Source organism: Cyanobium sp. Copco_Reservoir_LC18 (assembly GCF_009834675.1).
Taxonomy (GTDB): domain Bacteria; phylum Cyanobacteriota; class Cyanobacteriia; order PCC-6307; family Cyanobiaceae; genus Cyanobium; species Cyanobium minutissimum.
The window spans coordinates 178,976-200,178 of sequence record NZ_ASAC01000014.1; the positions used below are offsets into that span (position 1 = coordinate 178,976).

The following is a 21,203-nucleotide window of genomic DNA, read 5'->3' on the forward strand; positions in this document are numbered from 1 at the left end:
CGGCAATCGACGCGCAGGTAGCGCAGGGCGATGCGGGCCTCATTGCGCAGGCGGGACGCGTCCGGGAAGCGGATCAGCAGGTCGGTGAAGCGCGGTCGCGCCCGGCCACCACCAGGGCATCGCCCCTCACCAGGGCCTCCTGGCAGGCGGCCGGCGTCGGGCTGGCGAAACAGGCCGCGGCCGCGGCGGCGAGGGAGGCGAAGAGCAGCAGCGGAACGGCCGTCCCGGGCCGATGGCGACGGCTGCGGCGGCGGATCATGGCGCGGGATGGAAGAAGCGTCGGGCCGCGGCGCTGCGGAGCAGCCGGAAGGCCAGGAAGCCCAGGGCCAGGGAGGGAAACAGGTCCGCGAGGACCGGCCAGCCCAGATCGGGAAGGCCGGTGTGGCCGCAGAGGTCGGTGAGCGGGCCGAAGGGGTGGGGGCAGGGAGCGCGCGGATCCGGCAGAGGGCCTCCCCCTGGAAGAAGGGAGAGCACGATCACCCGGAGCGCCCTGGGCAGCGGGCTGTCGATGACGCCCACGAGCGCGCCGCCGGCGAGCAGGATCACCGCCAGCCCCCGGCCGAGGCGCCGGCGCCGCTGCAGTCCCAGAAAGGCCAGGGACACCAGCAGGTCGGCCAGGCTCACCGGTGTGGGGCAGCGGCTGGCCGGAGCCGCCGGCAGACAGCGGACGAGGCCCAGCAGCAGGGCGACGGCCATGTTGAGGAAGGCGAGCAGCAGCAGCACCTGCGTCACCCAGACGCTGGGGGGTCGCCGGGGCGGTGACGCGCTCATGGCTCGCTGCTCACGGAGGTGCAGGACACGGCGAGCACCAGGGAGGCGCCGTAGGCCAGGGCCATGGTGTGGAAGTTGTTCTCCACCAGCGACCAATGGGGGGCTCGGCTCGATCCGCCGGCCGGGGCCCGTCCCATCAGCACCTGAAGATTGGAGTAGCAGCGGTTGCCCTGTTTCCAGGCGTAGCAGTTGCCGGGAGAGGCCAGGATCGTGGCCAGCTGCAGCACCAGCACGACGGCCCAGAGGCCGCGGCGCAGCCGCACCGTTCGGGCGGGGATCTGCGCGGCCACCAGCCACCAGATCAGCACCACCAGCCCATAGAGCGGGATCAGGATGAAGCCGTGGATGATCCAGCCGAGGGTGGTGAACGACGTCGCCAGAAACAGGACCAGGCTCAGAAGGCCGTAGCCCGTGAGCAGGAACCCGAAGTCAACGGTCGTCATCGGCTTCGGGCCCCGCGGAATGGATCAGGTCTGGGGTTCCAGGTCGCCCGGTTGCCAGGTCTGGTCGAACCAGGGCTCCAGCGGCCCGTAGAGCCGCAGGATGAGGTTGTAGCCCCGGCCCGGCATCGTCTGCACCCAGTTGGCGGCCTTGCCCGCCGGGGCCTTGGGCCCGAACCAGATCGTGGCGCCGCCATCGGCGTTGCGCTGCAGTCCGGTGGCGTTGCTGTCGACCCCGGCCGACCTCTGATCGGTGGGCAGCAGGGAGCGGGTCTGGTTGTCGTAGACGGTGAAGGCCCAGAAATCCTTGGCGGGAATGGGCCCGGGCAGGGTCACCTTGTAGGTGCGCCCGCCATCGAGGAAGGCGCCGGCCCCATCGCGGAAGGTGAGGGCGTAGGCCGAACCGGTGCCGGGCCTGGCCTCGCTCATGGCCGGCGTGATGCCGGTGGCGAGGTAGAAGAACATCGCCCTGGCCTCCAGCAGCCGCTCCGATCCCGAGAGGAACTGGTAGCTGCCCCCCACGAACGGGGTGAGCCACTGCCGGTCCTTGAAGATCCGGGTGCGGGGATCCCGCGAGGCGAAGGCATTGGAGCGGGCATAGGCATTGCCCACCGCGACGGCCTCGGTGAGGGTCTGCCTGAGGCGCGCATCCGGCGCGAACGGCTGGCCCTTGCGGATGCCGATCGCGGCGTAGAGACCCACCGTGTCGGGGTCCACCCAGTCGGCCGGCTCGTTCTGCACCGCGGCGTTGAGCTCCTCGTAGAAGCTGAAGTCGTTGGCACTGACCGTGTTGAACTTCCGGCCGGAGAGATTGACGAACGTGGTCGGCGGGGGCGCCGCCGCCTGCGACAACGGGAACACCGCCGCGTTGGAGCGGACAGTGGCCGTCGCCGCCGCGAGGTCGCCCTTCTCGACGAAGACGCGATAGAAGATCACCACCCGGTTGGTGCGCGGCCGGGCCACGTGGAAGCCCGTGGCGGGCAGCGCGCCGGTGAAGCCCGGGGGCACGAAGAGATAGGCCCCGCCGGCGCCCTTGTCGGGCCCGGTCACCCCCACGTCCGTCACCCAGCGGAAGTCGGCGTCATCGACCGGCCCCAGCGCCCGTGGCGGCACCCGCACGACCATCGGCCCGTCCCTGAGGTTGAGGCACTGGAGGACGTAGACGGTGGTGGTGTTGGGCGTCAGGAACAGCGAGCGGGCATCCATCAGCTGCTCGGTGATGCCGATGCCGCTGTTCGCCTTCACACCCGCCTGCTCCAGGCCGTTGCAGATGGCGAACACCGACGTGGCCGACATGCCCCGTACGAAGGCATCGATGCCGCGGCTGAAATCGATCTGGTCGTAGGCGAGCCGCACCGTCTCCGGATCGGGCGCGCCGTCCTTGAAGCGCAGGGTGCCGATGCGGGTCCTGACGCTGTCCGGCGTGGTGATCTTCGCCGGCACCTCGGGGGCGTAGGTCGGGGGCTGGGCGAAGACGGCCCCCGGAGCGACGGCGATCGTCGCCGCAACGGCGGCCCCCAGCCAGCGGCACTCCTGCCACAGCAGCGGTTTGTACAGCTGGCGTTGCGGCTGATGGTGCAGCTGATTCATCCTGGGAGACGCGGTGTCAGGCCTTCCTGGTCAGGCTAGAAATCGCGGTTAAGCCGGTCAATGTCCACGTCAGGCTCTCAGGGTTCTCGGCACACCGCATAGTGACACTGAACGAATCCGAACGGATACGCTGTCGATGACAACAGACGCAGATTCGTGTCGGCTGGCCGATCACCAAACAGCTTGATTCCTGAGCCGAGAAGGATCGGGATGAGCGTGATCGTCAGCTCAGTGATCAGCCCAGCCTTCAGGAAACCCTGGATGGTGCGCCCGCCATCGATGTAGAGATGGTGGTGGCCCGCTGCAGCGGCCCGTTCCACCACCTCGTGGGGCGTGGCCGAAAGCACCTGGACGGAGTCCGGCACTCCGGCAGGACGGCTTCGCAAGCTGGTGCTGAGCACATACACCGGCAGGCTGCCGTAGGGCCATTCGGGAAAGCTCAGGACCTTGTCGAAGGTGGCCCGTCCCATGACGATCGCATCGACCGTCTGGATGAAGTCGGCATAGCCGCAGTCTTCACCGGCGGGTACGGCGGCGTTGGCGCGCTCCAGCCAGTCGATGGAGCCGTCACTGCGGGCGATGCAGCCATCGAGACTGGTGGCGATGAAGACGGAGCACCGGGTGGATGCATACGCTTCAGGATGGCAGAACTCCCGCTTCTTCCCCTCAAAGGAGTCATACAACGCCCGGTGCCTGGCGAGTCCGTACTCGTCGGAGCGGGTGTCGTAGGAGCCCACCCACTGCAGGAGGTTGTCGAGATTCGCATCCTGCTCCTGGCGGGAGCTGAATTTCTCGGGCTCCCAGGGCCTGGAGCGGCAGTGGGCCAGGCAGGCCTCGACGCCGGGATTCAGAAAGATCAGTTCATCCGCACAGGCCAGGACGGGCTCCAGGATGTCCGCGTAGCAGCCTTCGATGATCCAGCTGTCGTGCTCGGAGATCCAACGCCTGACGTCCTCGACACTCTCCTGCAGGGGACGCCGTTCGGTTCCGCCCTGGAACGCGACCTCATCCAGCGATAACCGGGCGGCCGGCTGCCTGGCGATCAGCGTCATGGCCAGGGTGCTCTTGCCGGCCCCGGCGTTGCCGAGAATGATGACCTTCATCCAACTACTGGCGCAGGGGTCAAACAGCAGAAAAGGCTATCCCATCAGGAGGCAAGATCGAGAGGCCATCGGAGTCCTGATCGACAGCGTTGAGTTACAACCCAGATCTACTGCCCTCTTTGCAGAAACCAGGCCATCGCCTTTCCCTGATGCTCACGGATGAAACTCTCCTTGAAGCTGTTGTAGTCAAGTGGGTCCTCGAAATCCATTTCCGCAATCTTGAGTTTCAAGCTTTCATACGCAAGTCTCACCTCCACATGCGCCCGCAGGTAGTCGCGAAAGGCGATGTGTCGCCTCCAGTGATCAGTCCCGCGCTCCATCACATGAATGTTGGCGATGGAGTCGTAATCACGGCCGAAGGCCAGCGAATCTGCTGGTCCGATGACGCAAGGCAGGGGCTTGGCCGACAGGGCCCTGAGACTGACAAAGAAGCGCCTGTAGGGCATGGCGCCCGTGAACGCTTCCACATAGGTGTAGCCGGCGGCCAGCAGGGGATCGATGACCGCATCCAGTGGGGATAGGTCCGCCAGGCCGACAAGGATGTCGATGATCGGCTTGGCGCTGATGTCGGCGAGGGATGTGCTGCCGATGTGATCGATGGACAGCCCTGGTATCGGCAGGGCTTCCAGGAGGCATGCCCGGTGCCGTTCGAAGGCCTCCGTCCAGGCCAGGTTGGGGGGTTCGAGCCTGATTTTCATAGTCGTGTCAGACGCTTTCGCTCAGCGGCAAGGTGAGCCCTGCTGGGCTGCCACGGCATGGGGGGCCGGCGCCTGAAGATCACGACGCAACAGCCAGACGGCGCTTTCCAGCTTGCCGGCTGTGGCCACCATCTCCCTCTCCACGGCGAATCCCTGGCGCTCCCAGAACCGACGAGCCCGGGGATTCTGTTGTTGAACGATGAGTCGCACGGTGGTGGCCCCCTCCCGGGTCATCCGTTGGCGCAGGTGGTCCCAGATGGCCGTTCCGGCTCCGGCTCCGCGCCGCTCGGGATGAAGCAGGAGCAGACCGACGTACCACTCCTGCGGCCCAGGAAAGCCAGCCAACAGCTCCACCACCCCCACCAGTTCACGGCCGATCTCCACGCCAACAAGGCTTTTCTCTCCGCTGCTCACGTCCGGCGTGAGGGGTCCGAGAAGCTCGGCCGCTGTTTCGCGGCCACCGGGCTGACCTTCGATGCACTCGAAGAAGTCGCTGCAGGCGATGCACAGGGTCTGGAGGCGTCGGCGGTCGGCCGGCGTCAGGGGCCTGTAGGAAAGGGCGGAAGGCATGGCGGTGGCGCCTGAGGTACGCGGGAGGCTTCAGTCGCCGCCGTCCAGGGCCAGGAGCTGGCGGCGCAGCAGCCCGGCCAGGAGCTCATGCTCCTCGGAGGTGGTGCACTGCTCCAGCCGCTCCCGCTCGCTGCCCAGGACCTGGGGCAGCACCGTCTCCACCAGCTGGGCCCCCTTGGCCGTGAGCCGCACCAGGACGCTGCGCCGGTCGGTGGTTTCACGGTGCCTCTCCACCAGGCCGTCGGCCTCGAGGCGGTCGATCCGGTTGGTCATGGCGCCGGAAGACAGCATCAAAGCGCCGTAGAGCTCGGTGGGGGTGAGCTGGTGCGGTGGGGGCTGGCGCCGGAGGGTGGCCAGCACATCGAACGACCAGAGGCTGAGCCCATGGGGGGCCAGCAGGGCTTCGCGCTGGCGCTCCAGCAGCCGGGCGAGGCGCAGGATCCGGCCCACCACAGCCAGGGCGGAGACATCCAGGGCCGGGGAGGCCTGCTGCCACTGGCCCTGGATCAGGTCGATGCGGTCGGAGGCCATGGCCCGAGGATAGCTTGACGTCAAGACAACTCACCCTTAGCTTCGAATCAAGTCTCTTGATATCGAGATGTCCTGCCTGTCCCTGCCCCGCTCGCCGGCGCCCGTCGTCCCCGTCTCCTCGGCCATGGCGATCGCCCTGGCCCTGCTGGCCGGCGCCCTGCTGCCGGTGCAGGCGGCCATGAACGCCCGGCTGGCCCAGTCGCTCCAGTCCGTTCCCCTGGCCGCCCTCCACTCCTACCTGCTGGGTTCGCTCACCCTGATCGGGCTGCTGCTCAGCGGCCTGCTGCCGGCCCCCGACTGGCGGGCGATCGGCACGGCGCCGCGCTGGACCTTGCTGGCCGGGGTGCTCGGCGCCTGGTACGTGAGCTCCAGCACCCTGGTGATCCCCCGACTCGGCGCCACCCTCACCCTCGGGCTGGTGGTGGCCGGCAAGGCGGTCGCCGGCCTCGTGATGGATCACCACGGCTGGCTGGGGGTGCGCCGCCAGCGCCTCGGCGCCCGGGGCTGGGCGGCCATGGCGCTGTTCCTGGCGGCCATGGTCCTGCTCACCCAGTCGGGGGGTGGGCGATGAACCCCCTTTCCGCCGTGCTCTGTGCCTTCTCGGCGGGCAGTCTTCTCTCAGTGGGCGGGGCCGCCAATGCGCGCCTGGGCGGCACGCTGCGCTCCGCCGTGGCCGCCGCCACGGTCAACTTCCTGGTGGGTGCCGCCGCCCTCGGCCTGCTGCTGGCCCTGGGGGGTTTCCGCGCCGGCCCCATCGAGCGGCTCGCCGCCGTGCCGCCCTGGGCCCTGGGCGGCGGCCTGCTCGGCGCCCTCTACGTCACCCTCTCCACCCTGGTGATTCCCCGGCTCGGGCTCACCGCCACCACCATGACGGTGGTCTGCAGCCAGCTGATCGGCTCGCTGCTGATCGACCACTGGGGCTGGCTGGGGGTCCCCCAGCAGCCGAACGGACCCGGCCGCTGGCTGGCGGTGCTGCTGCTGCTGGTCGCCGTCGCCCTGCGCCGCCGTGATGGCTGACGCAGCGAGCGACCTGCGGATGGGGGTGGCCTGTGCCGCCTTTGTGGTGATCGGCGCGGTGGAGGCCGCCCTCGGCGTGCTGGTGCCCTCCCTGCTGGACACCTTCACGCTGAGCACCGGGTCGGTGACGCTGCTGCTGGTCAGCCAGATCGGTGGCTACCTGCTGGCGGCCCTGCTGAACGGCGTGGTGAACGGCCGCCTCGGTCTGGACCGGCTGCTGCTGCTGGCCTTCACGCTGCTGGCGTCGGCCCTGCTGCTCTATGCCCTCACCCCCCGCTGGGACCTGATGGTGGCCACGGGGGTGGCGGTGGGCCTGGGCATCGGCCTGGTCGACGCCGGCCTCAACACGGCCGTGGCGCAGCACGAGGCCGGCGCCCGGCTGATCGGCCCGCTGCATGGCTTCTACGGCGTCGGCGCCGTCACGGGACCGGCGATCGCCACCACGGTGCTGGCCCTGGGGGGCGGCTGGCGCCAGGTGTATCTGGTGCTGGCCGGCCTGGGCGGCCTGGTGCTGCTGTGGCTCTGGCGGCACCGGCGGGCCGGCCCGGGGCCGCGTCCCGCCGGGGCCGCCGGCGGCGACTGGCGTGTGCTGGGGCAGGCCCTGCGGCGGCCGGCCGTGGGGCTGAGCGGGCTGGTGCTGCTGGCGGCGGTGGGCCTCGAGGCCTCGATCGGCACCTGGGCCTTCAGCGTCCAGCACCTGGGTCGCTCCCAGGCGGCGGTGGCGGCCGGCATCGGCGTCAGCCTTTACTGGCTGGGGCTGACGGCGGGCCGCTTCGGTTTCGGCGGGCTGGTGGGGCGGCTGGGGGTGATCCGGTGGATCAGCGGCTCGCTGGCCCTGCTGCTGGCGGCTTTGATCGGCTGGTCCGGCGGGGCCGCGCCCTGGCTCGCCCTGCCGCTGGCGGGGTTCGGCCTGGCCGGGATCTTTCCCGCCACGATCCTGCTGATCCCGCGGCGCCTGCCCGTCGCCCTGGTGCCGGCCGCCGTCGGCCTGGCCACCAGTGCCGCCAGTGCCGGTGCGGTGGCCGTGCCCACCTCGCTGGGCTGGATCGCCGCTGACCTGGGGCTGGCCGCCGTGCCCGCCCTGCTGATCCCCGTGGGGCTGGCCCTGGCCGGCCTCCATGTCCTTCTCCTGCCTCGCCATGGTTGACATCGGACTGACCCATGTGGCTCTTCGGCCTGGCCACCACCCCCACCCCTGCGACGCCATGAACCTCGAGACCGACCTGCACTGGCTGAACGAGCCGCCGCGATGGGAGCGGGAGGCCGCCACCGGCCGCCTGCGGCTGTGGCCGGCGGCCCGCACCGACTTCTGGCAGCGCACCCACTACGGCTTCGAGGCCGACAACGGCCATGCCCTGCTGCGGGAGATGGACGGCGATGGGGTGCTCACCTGCCGGGTGACGGCCCATCCGCGGCACCGCTACGACCAGGCCGGACTGCTGCTGCGGCTGTCGCCGGCCTGCTGGATCAAGACCTCGGTGGAATTCGAACCGGACGGCCCCAACCGGCTCGGCGCGGTGGTGACCAACGCCCAGGCTTCCGACTGGTCGACCCAGCCCCTGGCCCGGGAGATCAGCACCGTGTGGTTGCGGCTGCGCCGCGAGGGCCGCGATGTGATCGCCGACGCCAGCCTGGATAGGGAGGACTGGCAGCAACTGCGGATGGCCCGGCTGCAGGAGCTGGGCGAGACAGGACCGGCACAGATCGGCCTCTATGCCTGCAGCCCGACGGCGGCGGGTTTCCTGGCTGAATTCGATCACGTCGACTGGCAGCCGGGAAGAATGTCGTAGTGCATGACGTCTTCCCGGGTGCCGAGCTTGGTGTAGAGCGCGACCGCTGGGTCATCGCCGTAATCCGCCTGCACAAAGATGACGTAGATGCCGCGCTGATGGGCGGTGCGCCTGATGGTGTTGATGAGTGCGGTGGCGATGCCCCGGCGCCTGAACTCCTCCGCGACCGCCAGGTCGTAGATGTAGAACTCGCTGCGCTCTTGCTCAAACTTGGGGAGCACGTAGCCGGCCAGGCCGCCGACCATCTGGTCTGCCGCGAAGGCCGCGACGGCGATGAAGGTATCGCTGGCCAGGAGCCTGGTGAGGTAGGCGTCACTGGGTTGATGGTGGAGGTAGGACTCGGGGTCGTCGAAGACGTCGCTGAAGAGGCCCAGCATCTGGCGAAGCGCCGGGGCGTCCGTGGGGCCGAGGACCCGGATCGAAGCGGGGCGATGGCTCATCGCAGGGCCAGATAGGCAGCGAGGACCAGGAAGCCGACACCAAACGACAACCAATAGGGCCAATCCGACGGTGCCGTGTTGTCGAGGACGGCGGAGGCCGGATGGCGTGGGTTGTAGTAGACCCTGACCCTGCTTCCCTGGGGGTAGGGCTTGATGACCGCCTCCATCGCCGCTCGGCTGACGCCGTACCCGGAGAAGGAAGCACGGAAGCCGACGTAGGTCTGGCCGTTAACGTCATAGCGATAGCGCAGAACGGGCTTCGTTGTTTCCAGGCTTGCGTCGTCGACGCGAGATTCGGTGACGCGACCCATGACGCTGGGCCACCGCAGGCACTGGTGAGAGCGAAGCTTCAACCACAATGACAACCACACCAGGGCGGCACCGGCGAGGAGCGAGAACGCAGCGAACACCATCGGCACAGAGGCGAAGCCTGATGTTGATGCTACGTATTCCCGGGTGATGCCGTACCGCCTGGATGAGATGGGTTGCAGCAAGCTGCCTCTGTCACAGCGACGCAGAGACCATCAAACGGTACCGTTCTCGGGCAGAGCTTCTGAAGCGTGGCGAGAGAGATCCTCTTTTGTCTCATGCACTGTTGGTCGAGAACGGACGTGGCGAGAACATAGAACTCCCACTGATTGACGTTGAGCGGATCGATCGACGCCTGGTCCGTATGGAAGTGAACGGCAAAGACATAAACATCCGCTGGCCTGCAGGCTTCTGTTGCGGACATATTCGTGGAAGCATCCCAGCCAAGCTTGGGGGCGATGTCGAATCCAACGCTCGATAGCTTCTCCTGCGCCCAGGACTGAACGAAGCCCGAGGCCTTGACCTCGACCTTGATACCGGCAGCGGTGACAACATCGTAGGCATCCCACTCGGTTCGAACACCCGTAACGACGCCGAGCGCTTGCGCCACCAGAAACTCAGCAAGGATCCCGCGCTGAGAGTTGCTGACGAGATCCGAGCCTGACCATTGCCAGAACTCCTGCAAGGAGACACCCAGGGGGGAGCCATTGGCGTGGAGGGGCTCTGCCCCGCTCTTGCGCTGAGTTTCGATGCGCCCGAGTTTCATCTGTAAACGCCTCCTGCCTGGCCACCGACCCCGCTCATCAGCGGCGGGGGCGAGTGAGCCGAGAAATCCCAAAAACCTACATCGCTCCCCCGTCTGCTGCAGCGTCTTGTTCGGCCGCCATTAGCTCTGCTCCCGCATCCGATGATGACGGCCACGACCGGTGGGTGAACGCTCATCCCGTGCTTCGAGCCAAGGGGGTGTAATCCGTGTACCCGTGGTCGTCGCCGCCGTAAAAGGTGTTGACGTCCCAGGGATTCAAAGGCGCATCGAGCCGGAGCCGGTCCACAAGGTCGGGATTGGAAATGAACGGGCGACCGAACACGATGGCTTCCGCCCGACCGGCGGCAAGGGCGGCCTCCCCCGTTCCCTTCAGGAACCCGCCCACCGCCAACAGGTTGCCGGTGTACGCCGGACGGAGGAGGTCAATCGGGTTGAACGGCGGGGCCGTCCCTCGCCCGTAACCGCTGTCGTAACCGACGTGCAGATAGGCAAGACCCATCCGGTTCAGGGACCGAGTGAGGAAAAGATAGGTCTCCGCGGGGTCGTCGTCGAACGTGTCGTTCACGGTGAAGCCAGGGGCGATCTTGACGCCGACCCGATCGGCGCCCCGCACGTCGCAGAGTGCCTTGACCACCTCCAACGTGAAGCGAGACCGGTTCTCCACCGAGCCTCCGTAGGCGTCGGATCGCTGGTTCGACCCCGAGACCTGGAACTGATTGGGGAGGTAGCCAGTCGCCGCATGGAGTTCCACACCGTCGAAACCGGCGACGATCGACAATTCCGCGGCGCGGCGATACTCCTCGACGATGCCGGGGATCTCCTCCGTTTCCAGCGCGCGGGGCGTCTCGAACGGCACGCTGCCGGCAAAGGTGTGGACGTGGCCAGAAACGGCGATGGCCGACGGGGCCACGGGCAGGGCGTTGCCCGGCAGCAGCGACGAGTGCGAGACCCGCCCTGCGTGCATGAGTTGGACGACGATGCGACCACCGGCTGCATGGACCGCGTTGGTCACGTTCCGCCAGCCCATCGCCTGCTCCTCGGTGTGCAGGCCGGGTGGGTAGGTGTAGCCGCGCCCCATGGGGCTGGGGTGCGTCCCCTCGGTGATGATCAGGCCTGCCGAAGCGCGCTGCGCGTAGTACCGGACCATCCGCTCGGAAGGGATGCAACCCTCGCCCGCCCGGATGCGGGTCATGGGAGACATGATGATCCGGTTGGCCAGTTCGAGCGCCCCGAGTATCACAGGTGTGAACAGCATGATTACCATCGACATCGCCAATCCACGCCATCTTGCCGTCTAACGCCCCAGATCAGAAGCGGGCTGAGATCACAGCATAGAAACCAACCTCAGCTCCCGTCTTCTGCATCTGGATGTTAGGCTTTGAATTTACGCTTCTTATTTGCATAGCCGAGCATCTTGTTGGAAATCCATGTTTTGACTAAGCCCGTTAGATTATACTCCAGCCAACTAATCTCTGGAGCTTTAAGCACTCTATCGGGAACCTCGACCCATTTAGAGGGATCTAGTACCTCTACTGAGTCAAAATTGACATTCCCTTTACTCCGTTGCAATTCAAAGAACTTCTTTATGGATTCCATATCTTTTAGATCGGTCTCTGAAAGCTGGAAGCCTTTGAATCGGATATACTTGTATTCATCAGACCTGATCATCAGGATCTGTTCGCTATCCTTATAGTTCAACAATACCAGGAACTTGGCTCGGGGATCAACAAACTGGTCTTTATACTTTACAGTTTTGGGCTGAATAATCGCGGTCATATGGTTTCGAAAGAACAATCCCACAGGGGACCACCGCCTAATTGAGTTTTTAACGACATACTTGCCATCAGAGGTTGCAAGTACGATAAACTTCTTCCGTTTTGAAGTCCGATTATCTTTCTTTAGCTCAAAGAGATTATTAAGATCAATTCTCTTGAGGTTAATACTGTAAAAGTGAACCTGTCCATATTCTCTTACGACTGAAGAATACGGAGCCGGTATAAGCGGTTCTCCCTCGAGGTCCTCCAGCTGAATAAAATAGTTTGGCGAAATCATAAGATAGACGGCGTAAATTGTTACAGCGCGATCTTTCTTGTTGTCAAGGAATATCTTGCTGACGTAAGCGTTGGAAGTAGGGCTTCCAAGGGAGTAGATTATTGAGCCGGAGATGCTGATATTGCTCTTCCTTCTAAAGTTAAGAATAGTAGTGGCCAGCGCTACCAAGGAAATTCCAATCGCCACAAACGAAGTGGTTGTGCTATGCAAAGTCATTCATTTCCACCTTTGCTCTTATAGAGGAATGCATAAGCCTAACGCTCGCCATCACCTGGCCGCAAAGTGAAATTGGGACATACAGGGCTCATGTGGCGGCGGCTCAGGTGAATGGTGATGTTAGAAGTCAGTCCTTAAACTTCTCAAAGTACACAGGATCTACATCGTAGACAGTCCTCTTGAATACACCCAGCTCAACCCGCTGGAACATTTCAACCAATTCGTCCCCGTCGACCAACTCAACTTGAGGTGCACCCTCCCTGCTCGCTTCCTGGATAGCCGCATTACTAAATCCTGATGTGGTTATGATGATTCCCGTTTCAGCTCTTCCGAGCATGGTGTTGCGGAAATCACCAACTTGAGCGCGAGAGACCAGATTGCCTTTTGCATAGCGCTTGCATTGGAAGAGAACTCTGAAGCTAACAAATGGGTTGATCTCAAGAGTTCCATAGCCATCAATTCCGCCGTCAGCAGAGCCACCCGTAACCTCAACATTCTCAAAGCCTGACTCTCTGAGAAGCTCTCTACACACCTTCTCGAAGCCCGTAGGGCTGGTTGACTGCAGAGTACTCAAAAGATCAAGCTTCTCAGTATCTTCTTTATCTTCTACTCTACCCTCAGACGGGAGCACTTCCTCTTCAGCTTCTTGAGCATCTCGTTTCTGCTTTCGATTCTCGGCGTGAATGGAAACCCATTTCAGGAATATTTCTCGTGCTTCCTTGTCGCCAAGATGTGCATTTCGTCCCTTCTCTGTAAGGGTCCAAGTTCCATGCTTAGACGAATCCAGCAGACCTTCCCACACTAAATACTGCCTTGCCCAGGCAACCTGGTTATGGAACTTGCTTCCACCTGATTTGAGTGTCTGGTCTAGAAGCTCATCTGGAAGGTTTAAGTTCTTTGAGATGCGTGCAGACACTTCTCTCGGGCGACCCGAATCGCCAAGATCCCGAAGGGCATCCAGTAGTGGGCCGAACCACCGAATGAATTCAGCCTGAGCTTTCTTTGCCATTGAGAGCAGGGAGTCTCGTCAGTGTAGATGACCTGCATCGATCAGGCTTTCCTGTACTTCTAACGCTCAAGATCAGCGGCGGGCAGAAGCTCTATGCGCACTTCAGGCATGATTTGACCCGCCCGCTGGATCTTGATGTTATACAGCTCGGTTCCAAGAATCAGAAGACTTCCATTCATCGAATGATACCCCGTCAAGGTTGGCATTGGCGTACGGCCCCAGCTGGCGATCTCTAAAGTCAATCCACTGGTAGAACTCCTTCATCTTTGCATAGTGATTGCCAATCAGTTTGCCAATTGGAATTGAACTGTTTGCCTCAATGAAGCGTCGTGTTGATGCTCTCCAATCAAAGTCTCTGATATCATCTGGATGAAAGTTGAAATGCCAACCTGCTCCATCTTGGTCGAATATGAAATAGAGTTTTGGGACCGGAAGGCTTTTGTGCTGAGCCATTCGCCGTAGGTCATTTATGAAATCATTTTCAACTGTGTCTCTCAAGGAGTCCTTGAGTCTTTCGGCATACTCAGCCGGAAACCTTCGAAGATCATCTGATGAATGCTCCTCTAGCCTGTTAACAATTGCTCTTGTGTGATCCACAAGCGATTTCCAGCCAGCCGCGTAGTTATGAGTTCTTCTGGCAATCTCAATTCCTCCACGGAGGCCAAGAGTGATGTGCTTGTCCTGATTCTCTAGATATTCTTGGCTGTTGACGGCTGTCGTGTATTGGTCAATCGATCTCTTGAATTCAAGGTAGTTAATGTGATAAACATACCAGCTACCTATCAAGACTCCCCCAAACGTCAAGCCCATCTGCACTCCATGTGGTATTGATTGGTTACAGAACTCTAGCTATGCCAAGGAGACCGGCGTAGCGGTTTCACTAGAGCTGCCAAGGACATCAGCCTTCCCAGTCGGCTGCCTGATTGATCTGTATAACGCTGCCGCTCAGTGGTGGGCATGAGCAAACGGGCTTGATCCTTCTTGGGCCTCAATGAATTGACGCCTCCCATCCACTGCAGCGGCATGTTAGAGCTTTGTTGCGATAATGATGCCACTTGCCCAAGACATCTTAGTGACATGGAACCTACAATCGCCATCCAAGTAGTTAATTAGATCCTCGACCTTGGCGGCGTGGCCATCAGGCCAGTTTGGCTGCGGAAGCATATCGTCAATAACGTAAAGGCCTCCAGGCTTAATCAACTCAAGCGCCTCATCAAGAAAGCGGTATTTTCCTGACCATGTATCTGCAAAAATGAAGTCATAATGCTCATCGTCCGGCGATTGCAAGAAAGAGTCACCGTCAGCGCAAACAATCTCCAAGCGCGGATCAGAGCCTAGATGCTTCGTGAGAATTTCAATCGATGACTCATCATTGTCGACTGTAACCAAAGAAGAAGACTGATCCATGCCATCAAGAATCCATGCTGTTGAAAGACCAGTTCCAGAGCCAAGCTCAAGAAATCGAGCTGAAGCCTTTGAAGCCGCAAGCGTCCTCAGCAGCGAGCAAGTCAGTGGGTCTGACGCCATAGAGAAACCCGCTGCCACAGAGTCATTCCATATGCCCTCTACAGCCTTGGGTTCGTTCAATCTGTCTCGGTCGTTCATGGAAGTCACTTAATAGCTCTAACTCTTTATTGGGAGGTTCCGTGAACCACAGAACTTTCTGCGCCCCTTTCCGTGAACCACAGCTGACACCAGCGAAACATCGGACGAGAATCCTTTCCTGCATAGCGATCTTAGTTGGAAGGCCAAGTCTTTTGGCAGTGGTTCACGGGTCCGATAACCACATGTAGCCATGGCTACATCATGTCCGCTGGGCTGCAAACACCGAGCGGCCCCCTATTCAGCATATGGGTGTAGATCATGGTGGTGCTCACGTCTTGATGTCCAAGCAGTTCCTGGATCGTGCGGATGTCCTGGCCCCGTTCCAGCAGGTGGGTCGCGAAGGAGTGACGGAAGGTATGGCAGCTGGCCGCTTTCGTGACTCCCGCCTCGGCCACCGCAAGCTTCACAGCCTTCTGCACCACGCTCGGATCGAGATGGTGGCGGCCCTGGGTTCCTGAGTCCCGGTCTCGCCAGCGGTTCTGCTGAGGAAACACCCACTGCCAGGCCCACTCCCGGTCCGCGTTCGGGTACTTCCTGGCCAGGGCATAGGGCATCACCACCCGGCCCCAGCCCGCCGCCAGATCAACCCAATGCAGCCGACGCATCCTAATCTGTACAGACCCCATGTACAGACGCCCACCATGGCGCGCGTCTCCGTGACCCACCTGCGCCAGAACCTGCCGGCCTGGCTCAAGCGTGTGCAGGCCGGGGAAGCGATTCAGGTCACCTCCCACGGCCGGGTGATTGCCCGCATCGAGCCGGAACAGGACCCGGCCGAGGAGGCCCGCCGCTGGCTGGAGGGGCTGGGCGGCAGCGTCACCCTGGGGGATGTCATCGCCCCGATCGCCGCTGGCGACGCCGATCTCGAAGGCGCCGGTGATGCTGACCATCTGTGACACCCATGTCCTGCTGTTCTGGGCGCATGAACCGGCCCGGCTCTCCCGCCGCGCCGCGGCGGCCCTGGAGCAGGGGCGCGCCCAGGGTCAGCTGGCCATCGCCGACATCAGCCTCTGGGAGCTGGCCCTGCTCCACGAACGTGGACGCCTGAGCCTGCCGGACGACGTGCCCCCGGCCCTCTACCTGCGCCGCCTGCTCGAAGCCCTGCGGCTGGAGGTGCTGCCGATCACCGCCGAGATCGCCCTGCTCTCCCGGGGCCCCCAGTTCCGCCATGGCGACCCGGCCGACCGTCTCATCGCCGCCACGGCCCTGCAGGGCCGCCGGCCCCTGATCAGCGCCGACGAGACGCTCCGCGCCATTCCCGGGCTGGAGACGATCTGGTGAGTGCTCCCCTCACCATCCGCCCCCTGCAGAGCGCCGACATCCCCACCGTCACCGGCTGGGCGCGGCGGGAGGGGTTCGCGCCGGGGGGGGGCGATGTGGCCATCTACCGCCAGACCGACCGCCAGGGCCTCTGGGTGGGCTGGCTCGGCGACGAGCCGGTGGGGTGCATCGCCGGGGTCCGCTACAACCCCGCCTACGGCTTCATCGGCCTGTTCCTGGTGGTGCCCGCCCAGCGGGGCCGGGGCTACGGGGTGCAGCTGTGGAAGCAGGCGCTGGCCCATCTGGCCGACGTGCCCTGCATCGGCCTGGAGGCCGCCTCCGACCGGATCGACGACTACGCCGGCTGGGGCTTCGTGCCCGCCTCCCCCACCACCCGCTGGCAGCGGCTCGTCGCCGGCGACCACCCGGCCCCGCCGGCCGCCGCGCCGGAGCCCCCCTGGTGCCTGCTGGAGGGCGGCGCCATTCCGGCCGCCGCCGTGCAGCGCTTCGATGCCGAGCGGGAACCCTCGCCCCGCCCCCACTTCCTGCGCCAGTGGCTGCGGCATCCGGCCGGCACCGTGCTGGCCCTGGTGGATCGCTCCGGCGCCTGCCACGGCTTCGGCCGGGTGCGGCCCTGCCTGCTGGCCGATGGCGACGGCTGGCGCCTCGGGCCCCTGGTGGCGGACAGCCCCGCCGCCGCCCGGGCCCTGCTCGAAGGCCTGCTGCAGCGCCATCCCGGCACGGTGCTGATCGATGCCCCCGGCGCCAATGCCGCCGCCGCCCCCCTGCTGGCGTCGCTGGGGTTCACCCCGGCCTCCCGCACGTTGCGCATGTACCGGGGCGTGCCGCCGGCGGTGTCGCTGGCGGACGTGTACGGGCTGGCCTGCCTGGAGCTGGGGTGATCGGTGTCCCCCAGTAGTACCACCTGCCAGTACCATGCTTCAATGAAGCGGAAGCACCAGCGCACTCTTGAGCTGATCTTTTCCCGACCTGTCAGCGGCAATGTGCCGTGGAAGGACGTTGAAGCCCTCTTTCTTGAGCTGGGCGGGGATGTCATGGAGAGGGCAGGCAGCCGCGTCGCGGTCGTCCTCTTTGGCGAAGTCAGGGTCTTCCATAGACCCCACCCATCGCCAGATACAGACAAGGGTGCTGTTGCATCGATCCGCAAATGGCTTGAAGAACACGGAGTGATGCCATGAATCTCATGACAATGGATGGCTACCAAGCCAAGATTGAATACGACCCGGACACGGATCAGTTTCGTGGGGAAATTCTTGGTCTGTCTGGAGGAGCCGACTTCTATGGATCCAATCCCGAAGAACTTCGCCAGGAATTCAAGAAGTCGTTGGAGGTTTTCCTTGAGGTCTGCAAGGAACAGGGAATCCAGCCACGAAAACAGTTTTCCGGACGATTCAATCTAAGAATTCCGCCTGAGCTTCACAAGACCCTGGCGATCACTGCGGAAGCGCAGGGAAAGAGTCTCAATACGCTCGCCCAGGAAGCCCTTCAGAAAAGTGTCACGACACAGAGGAATGGAAAACACCTCCCCTGAGGGGACAGTGCCTCACAGATTGCCTGCGTGGGCTCCAAAGACCCTGGCCGGAGCTGGGCTGGTCCCCCCAGCACTGCAATTGGTCCCCTACCTTCCTCCCAGGGCCGCCCTGCTCCAGCACCCTTCACCGCCGTGATCACGCGCAAGCCATCCCCACTCCCCGGCCTGGTGCTGCTGTCGCTGGCCCTGGCGGCGCCGTTGGCGGCGGGGCGCCTGCGGGCCGCGCCGATCCCCCTGATGGAGCCGGCGGGCATGGAGCTGCTGGTGGCCAGCGGCGCCCGCGCCGACTACGGCCCCCTGGCGGAGCAGTTCCTCACCCAGGCCAACCTCGCCTACTGCGGCGTGGCCAGTGCCGCCATGGTGCTCAACAGCCTGGCCGTGCCCGCCCCCGCCGTGCCGGGCTACGGCCGTTACCGCTTCTGGACCCAGGAGAACGTCTTCGAGGTGCCGGCCGGCCGCACGGTGGTGAGCGCCGAGGTGGTGCGGCGCCAGGGCATGACCCTGGCCGAGCTGGCCGGCCTGCTGGCGGCCCACGGCGTGAAGGCCGAAGCGATCCATGGCGACCAGCTGAGCCTCGAGCAGTTCCGCGCCCTGCTGCGCACCAACCTCAGCCGGCCCGGCGACCGCCTGCTGGCCAACTACCTGCGCCCCTCCCTGGGCCAGGCCGGTGGCGGCCACATCGCCCCGCTGGCCGCCTTCCACGCCCCCAGCGACCGGGTGCTGATCCTCGATGTGGCCCGCTACCGCTACCCCTCGGTGTGGGTGCCGGTGGCCGACCTCTGGAAGGCGATCCGCACCCTTGATTCCACCTCGGGCCGCAGCCGCGGCCTGGTCGTGATCCAGAGGCCAGCCGGCGGGTGATGCCGGACGAGGGGAGTCACGGCGGCACCCCTGCCGTCCGTTAGCGACTCATGGCCTGGAAGCAAAAAGAATCGTCCAACGACGGGACAATCTTCTGGTGATCTGCTCCGTTGCAGAGGAAAGCGCCCGAATGGGATAGCCATTCAATGCAGCCAGCAGGCAGGACCTGAGCCCATGGAAAAAATAGTTGTTGTTGAAGTAAGCCTGGGCGAATCCAAGCTGGTTTGTGGCATGGATCCGATGGATCGGGGGGATCTGATCCCGCATCGCTGCACCATAGCGAGCATAAAACCCATCCACGCGGGACATCACACTTCGTTCCCTGAGCCGAAGATTCCTGGGATTGGTCAGCTGATCAGCCGATCCCTCATTCTTGATCACCAGCGGCAGCTCCGTGAAGGCCGTGGTGAATCCGGCCCCCAGGCAACGCAGATACAGATCGATGTCACCGCCAACCCGGTGTCGCTCCTCAAAGAGACCGACCTCATCAAAGACACGACGGCAGAGCAGCAGGGCCGAGGGACCGGAGCGCAGAAAATGCCTGCCGATGAGCAATGTCTGATGCATCGGCGACAGGTAGCGATCGACATCAGGTGTCTGGGAATCAAACTCCGATTGACCGTTCCAGCGCACCTCCACGCCGCTGAGGGCCATGCCATGGTCTGGCTGTCTCTGCAGCGATGAGATCTGAACCCTCAGGTAGTCAGGTCTCCAGAGATCATCGGAATCAAGAAAGGCAATGTATTGCCCCCGGGCAACTCGGATGCCATGATTGCGTGCGGCACCATGGCCGACGTTGGTGCTCAGGCTGAGCAGTCGCACATCCGGATAGTTCTGCTGAATGAAGCTGACGGTATTGTCCAGCGAACAATCATCAACAACGATGATCTCAACATAGCCGTCATAGGTTTGGGCACAAACAGATTGAAGTGCCTCATTCAGCTTATGGACACGATTGTATGTGGGCAGAATGACAGTGACATCGACATCCGTCATTCGATTACGTCTTGCTGATGGGATGACCCTCGTGCCTGGAGTCCAATGGCTCCAGAGCTGAGGCTGTGATCGCCCTCTGGATGCACGGCAGGCAAGCGCCTTCGGCCTCTGGCAGTGGCACGTCCAGCAGGCGCGCCAGGGTAGGGGCGAAATCGAGGGCGGAGATGGATGGACTGATCTCTCCGGCAGGCACGCCCGGCCCCGTCACAAAGACGATGCCTTCCGGCCTGTGATCGCCGGTACGGACACCGGAATAGGAATTGGGGAGCCGGCCGATCTTCGCGGACTCAACCGAACGCGGGGACTCCTTGCGATTCCACTCCACGATCAGATCCGGGAGATCGGCGAGGTGATGGCCCTGGTAATGGTGGGAGGTGCGCAGGACCTCCTTCACCACCGGCTCCCCTGTGTCCACATAAACAATCGCCTTCAGATCCTCCACCAGCTGCTGGCAGACCTGCTCATACGGCTCACCCATTGCCACCTTTCCCCGCGGCTCTCTGCCGACCACATTGACGCGGATCGCTCCACAGGCGTCGTTGTTGCTCAGCATGAAGAACCGGCGGTCCTCCACATGAAGCGTCACTGCCGCGAAGTCGGGCACGGGAAACCGCAGGCCTGGGTCCAGGACCTTTCTGAGTCGCCACCACAGCAGCTCCGGGTTTCTTGCATAGGTGCGAACCTTCCTGGCAAGGCGATCAGCCAGGCTCGTCGGTGCCGGTGTGGGCCGCCTGGCTGCATCGTGGTGGTCCAGACGCAGGAGGATGCGCTCCAGGAAGGAATTCACCCCGTCCTGCGGGCCCATGCCATGGCTGCTGTAGACAAAGACGTAGCTGTCCTTGTCCACTTCCGAAATCAGACGTCCGATGGAAGCATCCAGCGCCCTGTAGCCCGCCAGCAGGGGATCGCCAAGCGACGCGGCCAGGAGCGGGTCATGATCCGCATGCCTGGAATCATGGAGATGCCAGCATTGATGGCCGACACAATGGGGCTCGGTGAAGACGGTGAGAAACAGATCCCAAGGTCCCTGTCGTAGATACTTCGTTGAGAGTTTTTCCTTGGCATTGGTTCGCGCGATCATGGCCTCCACGAACTGCTGGAAGCCCTCGGGCGTGCGATCGATGTCGTTGCACCGGGGAATCGGATTCTTTCCAAACTCAGCTTCCACCTCGGAGGCCAGCGCGGGAGGGTAGGCGTGGAAGACATCCTGCTTGTTGGCTTTGTGCACCCCCCAGTCCGTGATCTGCATGCCATGGATCCGCTCCGACGGGGGCGTCAGGGGGACATCGATGATGGCCACCCGTTTGCCTGCTGAACTCAGAACATCCCAGAACCGCTCACCCTCAAGATCAAAGCTGTTGTGCCGATAGGTCTCATACGTTCCCGTTTTCAGCTGGCTGAAGTTGTAGCGGCCATGGCGGGCCGCTGAGACACCTGTGGCGAACGACGGCCACACGGCACCCACATAGAAACCGACGGGCGTGGTGGTGACACCCCAGGCGGATTGTTCCAGCAATCGTGAAAAGGTCGGCAGCAGGCCCACGGACGACCACTGCAGGATCAGATCTTTCTCTGCCGAATCGATGCCGATGAACAGAATCCGGGTGGGGCTGGCCACGGAAGATCA

The 21,203-nt window shown here is 63.5% G+C and carries 29 protein-coding genes; 10 read left to right on the forward strand and 19 right to left on the reverse strand.

Going from position 1 to position 21,203, the window contains the following annotated elements:
* Positions 1-73 precede the first annotated feature (73 nt).
* The 8 genes from L107_RS08390 to L107_RS08425 form a co-directional block, all read right to left on the reverse strand.
* Positions 74-259, reverse strand: coding sequence for a hypothetical protein (locus L107_RS08390; RefSeq protein ID WP_159817830.1), 186 nt, complete (start codon positions 257-259; stop codon positions 74-76).
* Entirely contained in the window at positions 256-771 is a 516-nt protein-coding gene (locus L107_RS08395; protein ID WP_159817832.1) for a hypothetical protein, read from the reverse strand. The genes L107_RS08390 and L107_RS08395 overlap by 4 nt, the downstream gene beginning before the upstream one ends.
* Entirely contained in the window at positions 768-1,214 is a 447-nt protein-coding gene (locus tag L107_RS08400) for a hypothetical protein (RefSeq protein ID WP_159817834.1), read from the reverse strand. The genes L107_RS08395 and L107_RS08400 overlap by 4 nt, the downstream gene beginning before the upstream one ends.
* Before the next feature lie 24 nt (positions 1,215-1,238).
* A complete protein-coding gene (locus L107_RS08405) occupies positions 1,239-2,801 on the reverse strand; it encodes a DUF1254 domain-containing protein (protein ID WP_159817836.1) in 1,563 nt (520 codons plus the stop codon).
* A 77-nt stretch (positions 2,802-2,878) separates the two neighbouring features.
* A complete protein-coding gene (locus tag L107_RS16360) occupies positions 2,879-3,853 on the reverse strand; it encodes a dihydrofolate reductase family protein (protein ID WP_201295840.1) in 975 nt (324 codons plus the stop codon).
* A 158-nt stretch (positions 3,854-4,011) separates the two neighbouring features.
* A complete protein-coding gene (locus tag L107_RS08415; RefSeq protein ID WP_159817837.1) occupies positions 4,012-4,602 on the reverse strand; it encodes a GrpB family protein in 591 nt (196 codons plus the stop codon).
* A 21-nt stretch (positions 4,603-4,623) separates the two neighbouring features.
* On the reverse strand, positions 4,624-5,172 hold the full coding sequence (locus tag L107_RS08420) for a GNAT family N-acetyltransferase (RefSeq protein WP_159817839.1): 549 nt from the start codon (positions 5,170-5,172) through the stop codon (positions 4,624-4,626).
* A gap of 30 nt (positions 5,173-5,202) precedes the next feature.
* Positions 5,203-5,703 carry a MarR family winged helix-turn-helix transcriptional regulator gene (locus tag L107_RS08425; RefSeq protein ID WP_159817841.1) on the reverse strand — a complete coding sequence of 167 codons (501 nt, stop codon included), beginning with the start codon at positions 5,701-5,703 and terminating at the stop codon, positions 5,203-5,205.
* A 67-nt stretch (positions 5,704-5,770) separates the two neighbouring features.
* On the opposite strand from L107_RS08425, the gene L107_RS08430 reads away from it, so the two are divergent.
* The 4 genes from L107_RS08430 to L107_RS08445 are packed head-to-tail and all read left to right on the forward strand — an operon-like array spanning position 5,771 to position 8,510.
* Positions 5,771-6,274 carry a DMT family transporter gene (locus tag L107_RS08430; protein WP_236550582.1) on the forward strand — a complete coding sequence of 168 codons (504 nt, stop codon included), beginning with the start codon at positions 5,771-5,773 and terminating at the stop codon, positions 6,272-6,274.
* Positions 6,271-6,720 carry a DMT family transporter gene (locus tag L107_RS08435; RefSeq protein ID WP_159817843.1) on the forward strand — a complete coding sequence of 150 codons (450 nt, stop codon included), beginning with the start codon at positions 6,271-6,273 and terminating at the stop codon, positions 6,718-6,720. Before L107_RS08430 ends, L107_RS08435 begins: the two co-directional genes overlap by 4 nt.
* Entirely contained in the window at positions 6,713-7,867 is a 1,155-nt protein-coding gene (locus L107_RS08440; protein WP_159817845.1) for a sugar MFS transporter, read from the forward strand. The genes L107_RS08435 and L107_RS08440 overlap by 8 nt, the downstream gene beginning before the upstream one ends.
* Complete coding sequence (locus L107_RS08445) at positions 7,860-8,510, forward strand: DUF1349 domain-containing protein (protein WP_236550583.1); 651 nt, start codon at positions 7,860-7,862, stop codon at positions 8,508-8,510. The genes L107_RS08440 and L107_RS08445 overlap by 8 nt, the downstream gene beginning before the upstream one ends.
* Here the strand turns inward: L107_RS08445 and L107_RS08450 are convergent.
* From L107_RS08450 to L107_RS08490, 9 genes are all read right to left on the reverse strand, one after another.
* Positions 8,477-8,950 (reverse strand): AAC(3)-I family aminoglycoside N-acetyltransferase, encoded by a 474-nt coding sequence (locus L107_RS08450; RefSeq protein WP_159817847.1) that lies wholly within the window; start codon positions 8,948-8,950, stop codon positions 8,477-8,479. The genes L107_RS08445 and L107_RS08450 overlap by 34 nt on opposite strands.
* On the reverse strand, positions 8,947-9,363 hold the full coding sequence (locus tag L107_RS08455) for a DUF3592 domain-containing protein (protein ID WP_159817849.1): 417 nt from the start codon (positions 9,361-9,363) through the stop codon (positions 8,947-8,949). Before L107_RS08455 ends, L107_RS08450 begins: the two co-directional genes overlap by 4 nt.
* A gap of 29 nt (positions 9,364-9,392) precedes the next feature.
* Complete coding sequence (locus L107_RS08460) at positions 9,393-10,025, reverse strand: hypothetical protein (protein ID WP_159817851.1); 633 nt, start codon at positions 10,023-10,025, stop codon at positions 9,393-9,395.
* Between the two features lie 172 nt (positions 10,026-10,197).
* On the reverse strand, positions 10,198-11,289 hold the full coding sequence (locus L107_RS08465) for an alkene reductase (protein ID WP_236550584.1): 1,092 nt from the start codon (positions 11,287-11,289) through the stop codon (positions 10,198-10,200).
* Between the two features lie 107 nt (positions 11,290-11,396).
* Entirely contained in the window at positions 11,397-12,245 is an 849-nt protein-coding gene (locus L107_RS08470; protein WP_159817855.1) for a hypothetical protein, read from the reverse strand.
* Positions 12,246-12,420: 175 nt separating this feature from the next.
* Positions 12,421-13,302 carry a restriction endonuclease gene (locus tag L107_RS08475; RefSeq protein WP_159817857.1) on the reverse strand — a complete coding sequence of 294 codons (882 nt, stop codon included), beginning with the start codon at positions 13,300-13,302 and terminating at the stop codon, positions 12,421-12,423.
* 138 nt (positions 13,303-13,440) lie between these two features.
* A complete protein-coding gene (locus L107_RS08480) occupies positions 13,441-14,112 on the reverse strand; it encodes a hypothetical protein (protein ID WP_159817859.1) in 672 nt (223 codons plus the stop codon).
* 216 nt (positions 14,113-14,328) lie between these two features.
* Positions 14,329-14,889, reverse strand: coding sequence for an O-methyltransferase (locus L107_RS08485; protein WP_201295841.1), 561 nt, complete (start codon positions 14,887-14,889; stop codon positions 14,329-14,331).
* Positions 14,890-15,101: 212 nt separating this feature from the next.
* Entirely contained in the window at positions 15,102-15,512 is a 411-nt protein-coding gene (locus L107_RS08490) for a tyrosine-type recombinase/integrase (RefSeq protein WP_304523547.1), read from the reverse strand.
* Between the two features lie 36 nt (positions 15,513-15,548).
* On the opposite strand from L107_RS08490, the gene L107_RS08495 reads away from it, so the two are divergent.
* The 6 genes from L107_RS08495 (at position 15,549) to L107_RS08520 (ending at position 18,580) form a co-directional block, all read left to right on the forward strand.
* The gene (locus tag L107_RS08495) at positions 15,549-15,803 is read left to right on the forward strand and encodes a type II toxin-antitoxin system Phd/YefM family antitoxin (protein WP_159817863.1); all 255 of its coding nucleotides are present in this window, start codon (positions 15,549-15,551) and stop codon (positions 15,801-15,803) included.
* Positions 15,787-16,188, forward strand: a complete 402-nt coding sequence (locus L107_RS08500; RefSeq protein ID WP_159817865.1) for a type II toxin-antitoxin system VapC family toxin — start codon at positions 15,787-15,789, stop codon at positions 16,186-16,188. Before L107_RS08495 ends, L107_RS08500 begins: the two co-directional genes overlap by 17 nt.
* Complete coding sequence (locus L107_RS08505; protein ID WP_159817867.1) at positions 16,185-17,069, forward strand: GNAT family N-acetyltransferase; 885 nt, start codon at positions 16,185-16,187, stop codon at positions 17,067-17,069. Before L107_RS08500 ends, L107_RS08505 begins: the two co-directional genes overlap by 4 nt.
* Positions 17,070-17,111: 42 nt before the next feature.
* Positions 17,112-17,366, forward strand: coding sequence for a type II toxin-antitoxin system HicA family toxin (locus L107_RS08510; RefSeq protein ID WP_159817869.1), 255 nt, complete (start codon positions 17,112-17,114; stop codon positions 17,364-17,366).
* Positions 17,363-17,719 carry a type II toxin-antitoxin system HicB family antitoxin gene (locus tag L107_RS08515; RefSeq protein ID WP_159817871.1) on the forward strand — a complete coding sequence of 119 codons (357 nt, stop codon included), beginning with the start codon at positions 17,363-17,365 and terminating at the stop codon, positions 17,717-17,719. Before L107_RS08510 ends, L107_RS08515 begins: the two co-directional genes overlap by 4 nt.
* Before the next feature lie 132 nt (positions 17,720-17,851).
* On the forward strand, positions 17,852-18,580 hold the full coding sequence (locus L107_RS08520) for a phytochelatin synthase family protein (RefSeq protein WP_236550585.1): 729 nt from the start codon (positions 17,852-17,854) through the stop codon (positions 18,578-18,580).
* A 48-nt stretch (positions 18,581-18,628) separates the two neighbouring features.
* Here L107_RS08520 and L107_RS08525 read toward each other — a convergent pair whose 3' ends face one another.
* Positions 18,629-19,576, reverse strand: a complete 948-nt coding sequence (locus L107_RS08525; RefSeq protein WP_159817873.1) for a glycosyltransferase family 2 protein — start codon at positions 19,574-19,576, stop codon at positions 18,629-18,631.
* A gap of 4 nt (positions 19,577-19,580) precedes the next feature.
* Positions 19,581-21,194 carry an alkaline phosphatase family protein gene (locus L107_RS08530; protein WP_159817875.1) on the reverse strand — a complete coding sequence of 538 codons (1,614 nt, stop codon included), beginning with the start codon at positions 21,192-21,194 and terminating at the stop codon, positions 19,581-19,583.
* Positions 21,195-21,203: the final 9 nt, after the last annotated feature.

What these genes read in the sequence shown, in the direction of transcription:
- L107_RS08415 (WP_159817837.1), bottom strand. Translation starts at nt 4,602, where the DNA reads ATGAAAATCAGGCTCGAACCCCCCAACCTGGCCTGGACGGAGGCCTTC.
- L107_RS08490 (WP_304523547.1), bottom strand. Translation starts at nt 15,512, where the DNA reads ATGCGTCGGCTGCATTGGGTTGATCTGGCGGCGGGCTGGGGCCGGGTG.
- L107_RS08475 (WP_159817857.1), bottom strand. Translation starts at nt 13,302, where the DNA reads ATGGCAAAGAAAGCTCAGGCTGAATTCATTCGGTGGTTCGGCCCACTA.
- L107_RS08465 (WP_236550584.1), bottom strand. Translation starts at nt 11,289, where the DNA reads ATGGTAATCATGCTGTTCACACCTGTGATACTCGGGGCGCTCGAACTG.
- L107_RS08510 (WP_159817869.1), top strand. Translation starts at nt 17,112, where the DNA reads ATGAAGCGGAAGCACCAGCGCACTCTTGAGCTGATCTTTTCCCGACCT.
- L107_RS08495 (WP_159817863.1), top strand. Translation starts at nt 15,549, where the DNA reads ATGGCGCGCGTCTCCGTGACCCACCTGCGCCAGAACCTGCCGGCCTGG.
- L107_RS08400 (WP_159817834.1), bottom strand. Translation starts at nt 1,214, where the DNA reads ATGACGACCGTTGACTTCGGGTTCCTGCTCACGGGCTACGGCCTTCTG.
- L107_RS08445 (WP_236550583.1), top strand. Translation starts at nt 7,860, where the DNA reads ATGGTTGACATCGGACTGACCCATGTGGCTCTTCGGCCTGGCCACCAC.
- L107_RS08395 (WP_159817832.1), bottom strand. Translation starts at nt 771, where the DNA reads ATGAGCGCGTCACCGCCCCGGCGACCCCCCAGCGTCTGGGTGACGCAG.
- L107_RS08420 (WP_159817839.1), bottom strand. Translation starts at nt 5,172, where the DNA reads ATGCCTTCCGCCCTTTCCTACAGGCCCCTGACGCCGGCCGACCGCCGA.
- L107_RS08450 (WP_159817847.1), bottom strand. Translation starts at nt 8,950, where the DNA reads ATGAGCCATCGCCCCGCTTCGATCCGGGTCCTCGGCCCCACGGACGCC.
- L107_RS08455 (WP_159817849.1), bottom strand. Translation starts at nt 9,363, where the DNA reads ATGGTGTTCGCTGCGTTCTCGCTCCTCGCCGGTGCCGCCCTGGTGTGG.
- L107_RS08480 (WP_159817859.1), bottom strand. Translation starts at nt 14,112, where the DNA reads ATGGGCTTGACGTTTGGGGGAGTCTTGATAGGTAGCTGGTATGTTTAT.
- L107_RS08440 (WP_159817845.1), top strand. Translation starts at nt 6,713, where the DNA reads ATGGCTGACGCAGCGAGCGACCTGCGGATGGGGGTGGCCTGTGCCGCC.
- L107_RS08390 (WP_159817830.1), bottom strand. Translation starts at nt 259, where the DNA reads ATGATCCGCCGCCGCAGCCGTCGCCATCGGCCCGGGACGGCCGTTCCG.
- L107_RS08430 (WP_236550582.1), top strand. Translation starts at nt 5,771, where the DNA reads ATGTCCTGCCTGTCCCTGCCCCGCTCGCCGGCGCCCGTCGTCCCCGTC.
- L107_RS08500 (WP_159817865.1), top strand. Translation starts at nt 15,787, where the DNA reads ATGCTGACCATCTGTGACACCCATGTCCTGCTGTTCTGGGCGCATGAA.
- L107_RS08515 (WP_159817871.1), top strand. Translation starts at nt 17,363, where the DNA reads ATGAATCTCATGACAATGGATGGCTACCAAGCCAAGATTGAATACGAC.
- L107_RS16360 (WP_201295840.1), bottom strand. Translation starts at nt 3,853, where the DNA reads ATGACGCTGATCGCCAGGCAGCCGGCCGCCCGGTTATCGCTGGATGAG.
- L107_RS08425 (WP_159817841.1), bottom strand. Translation starts at nt 5,703, where the DNA reads ATGGCCTCCGACCGCATCGACCTGATCCAGGGCCAGTGGCAGCAGGCC.
- L107_RS08525 (WP_159817873.1), bottom strand. Translation starts at nt 19,576, where the DNA reads ATGACGGATGTCGATGTCACTGTCATTCTGCCCACATACAATCGTGTC.
- L107_RS08460 (WP_159817851.1), bottom strand. Translation starts at nt 10,025, where the DNA reads ATGAAACTCGGGCGCATCGAAACTCAGCGCAAGAGCGGGGCAGAGCCC.
- L107_RS08435 (WP_159817843.1), top strand. Translation starts at nt 6,271, where the DNA reads ATGAACCCCCTTTCCGCCGTGCTCTGTGCCTTCTCGGCGGGCAGTCTT.
- L107_RS08405 (WP_159817836.1), bottom strand. Translation starts at nt 2,801, where the DNA reads ATGAATCAGCTGCACCATCAGCCGCAACGCCAGCTGTACAAACCGCTG.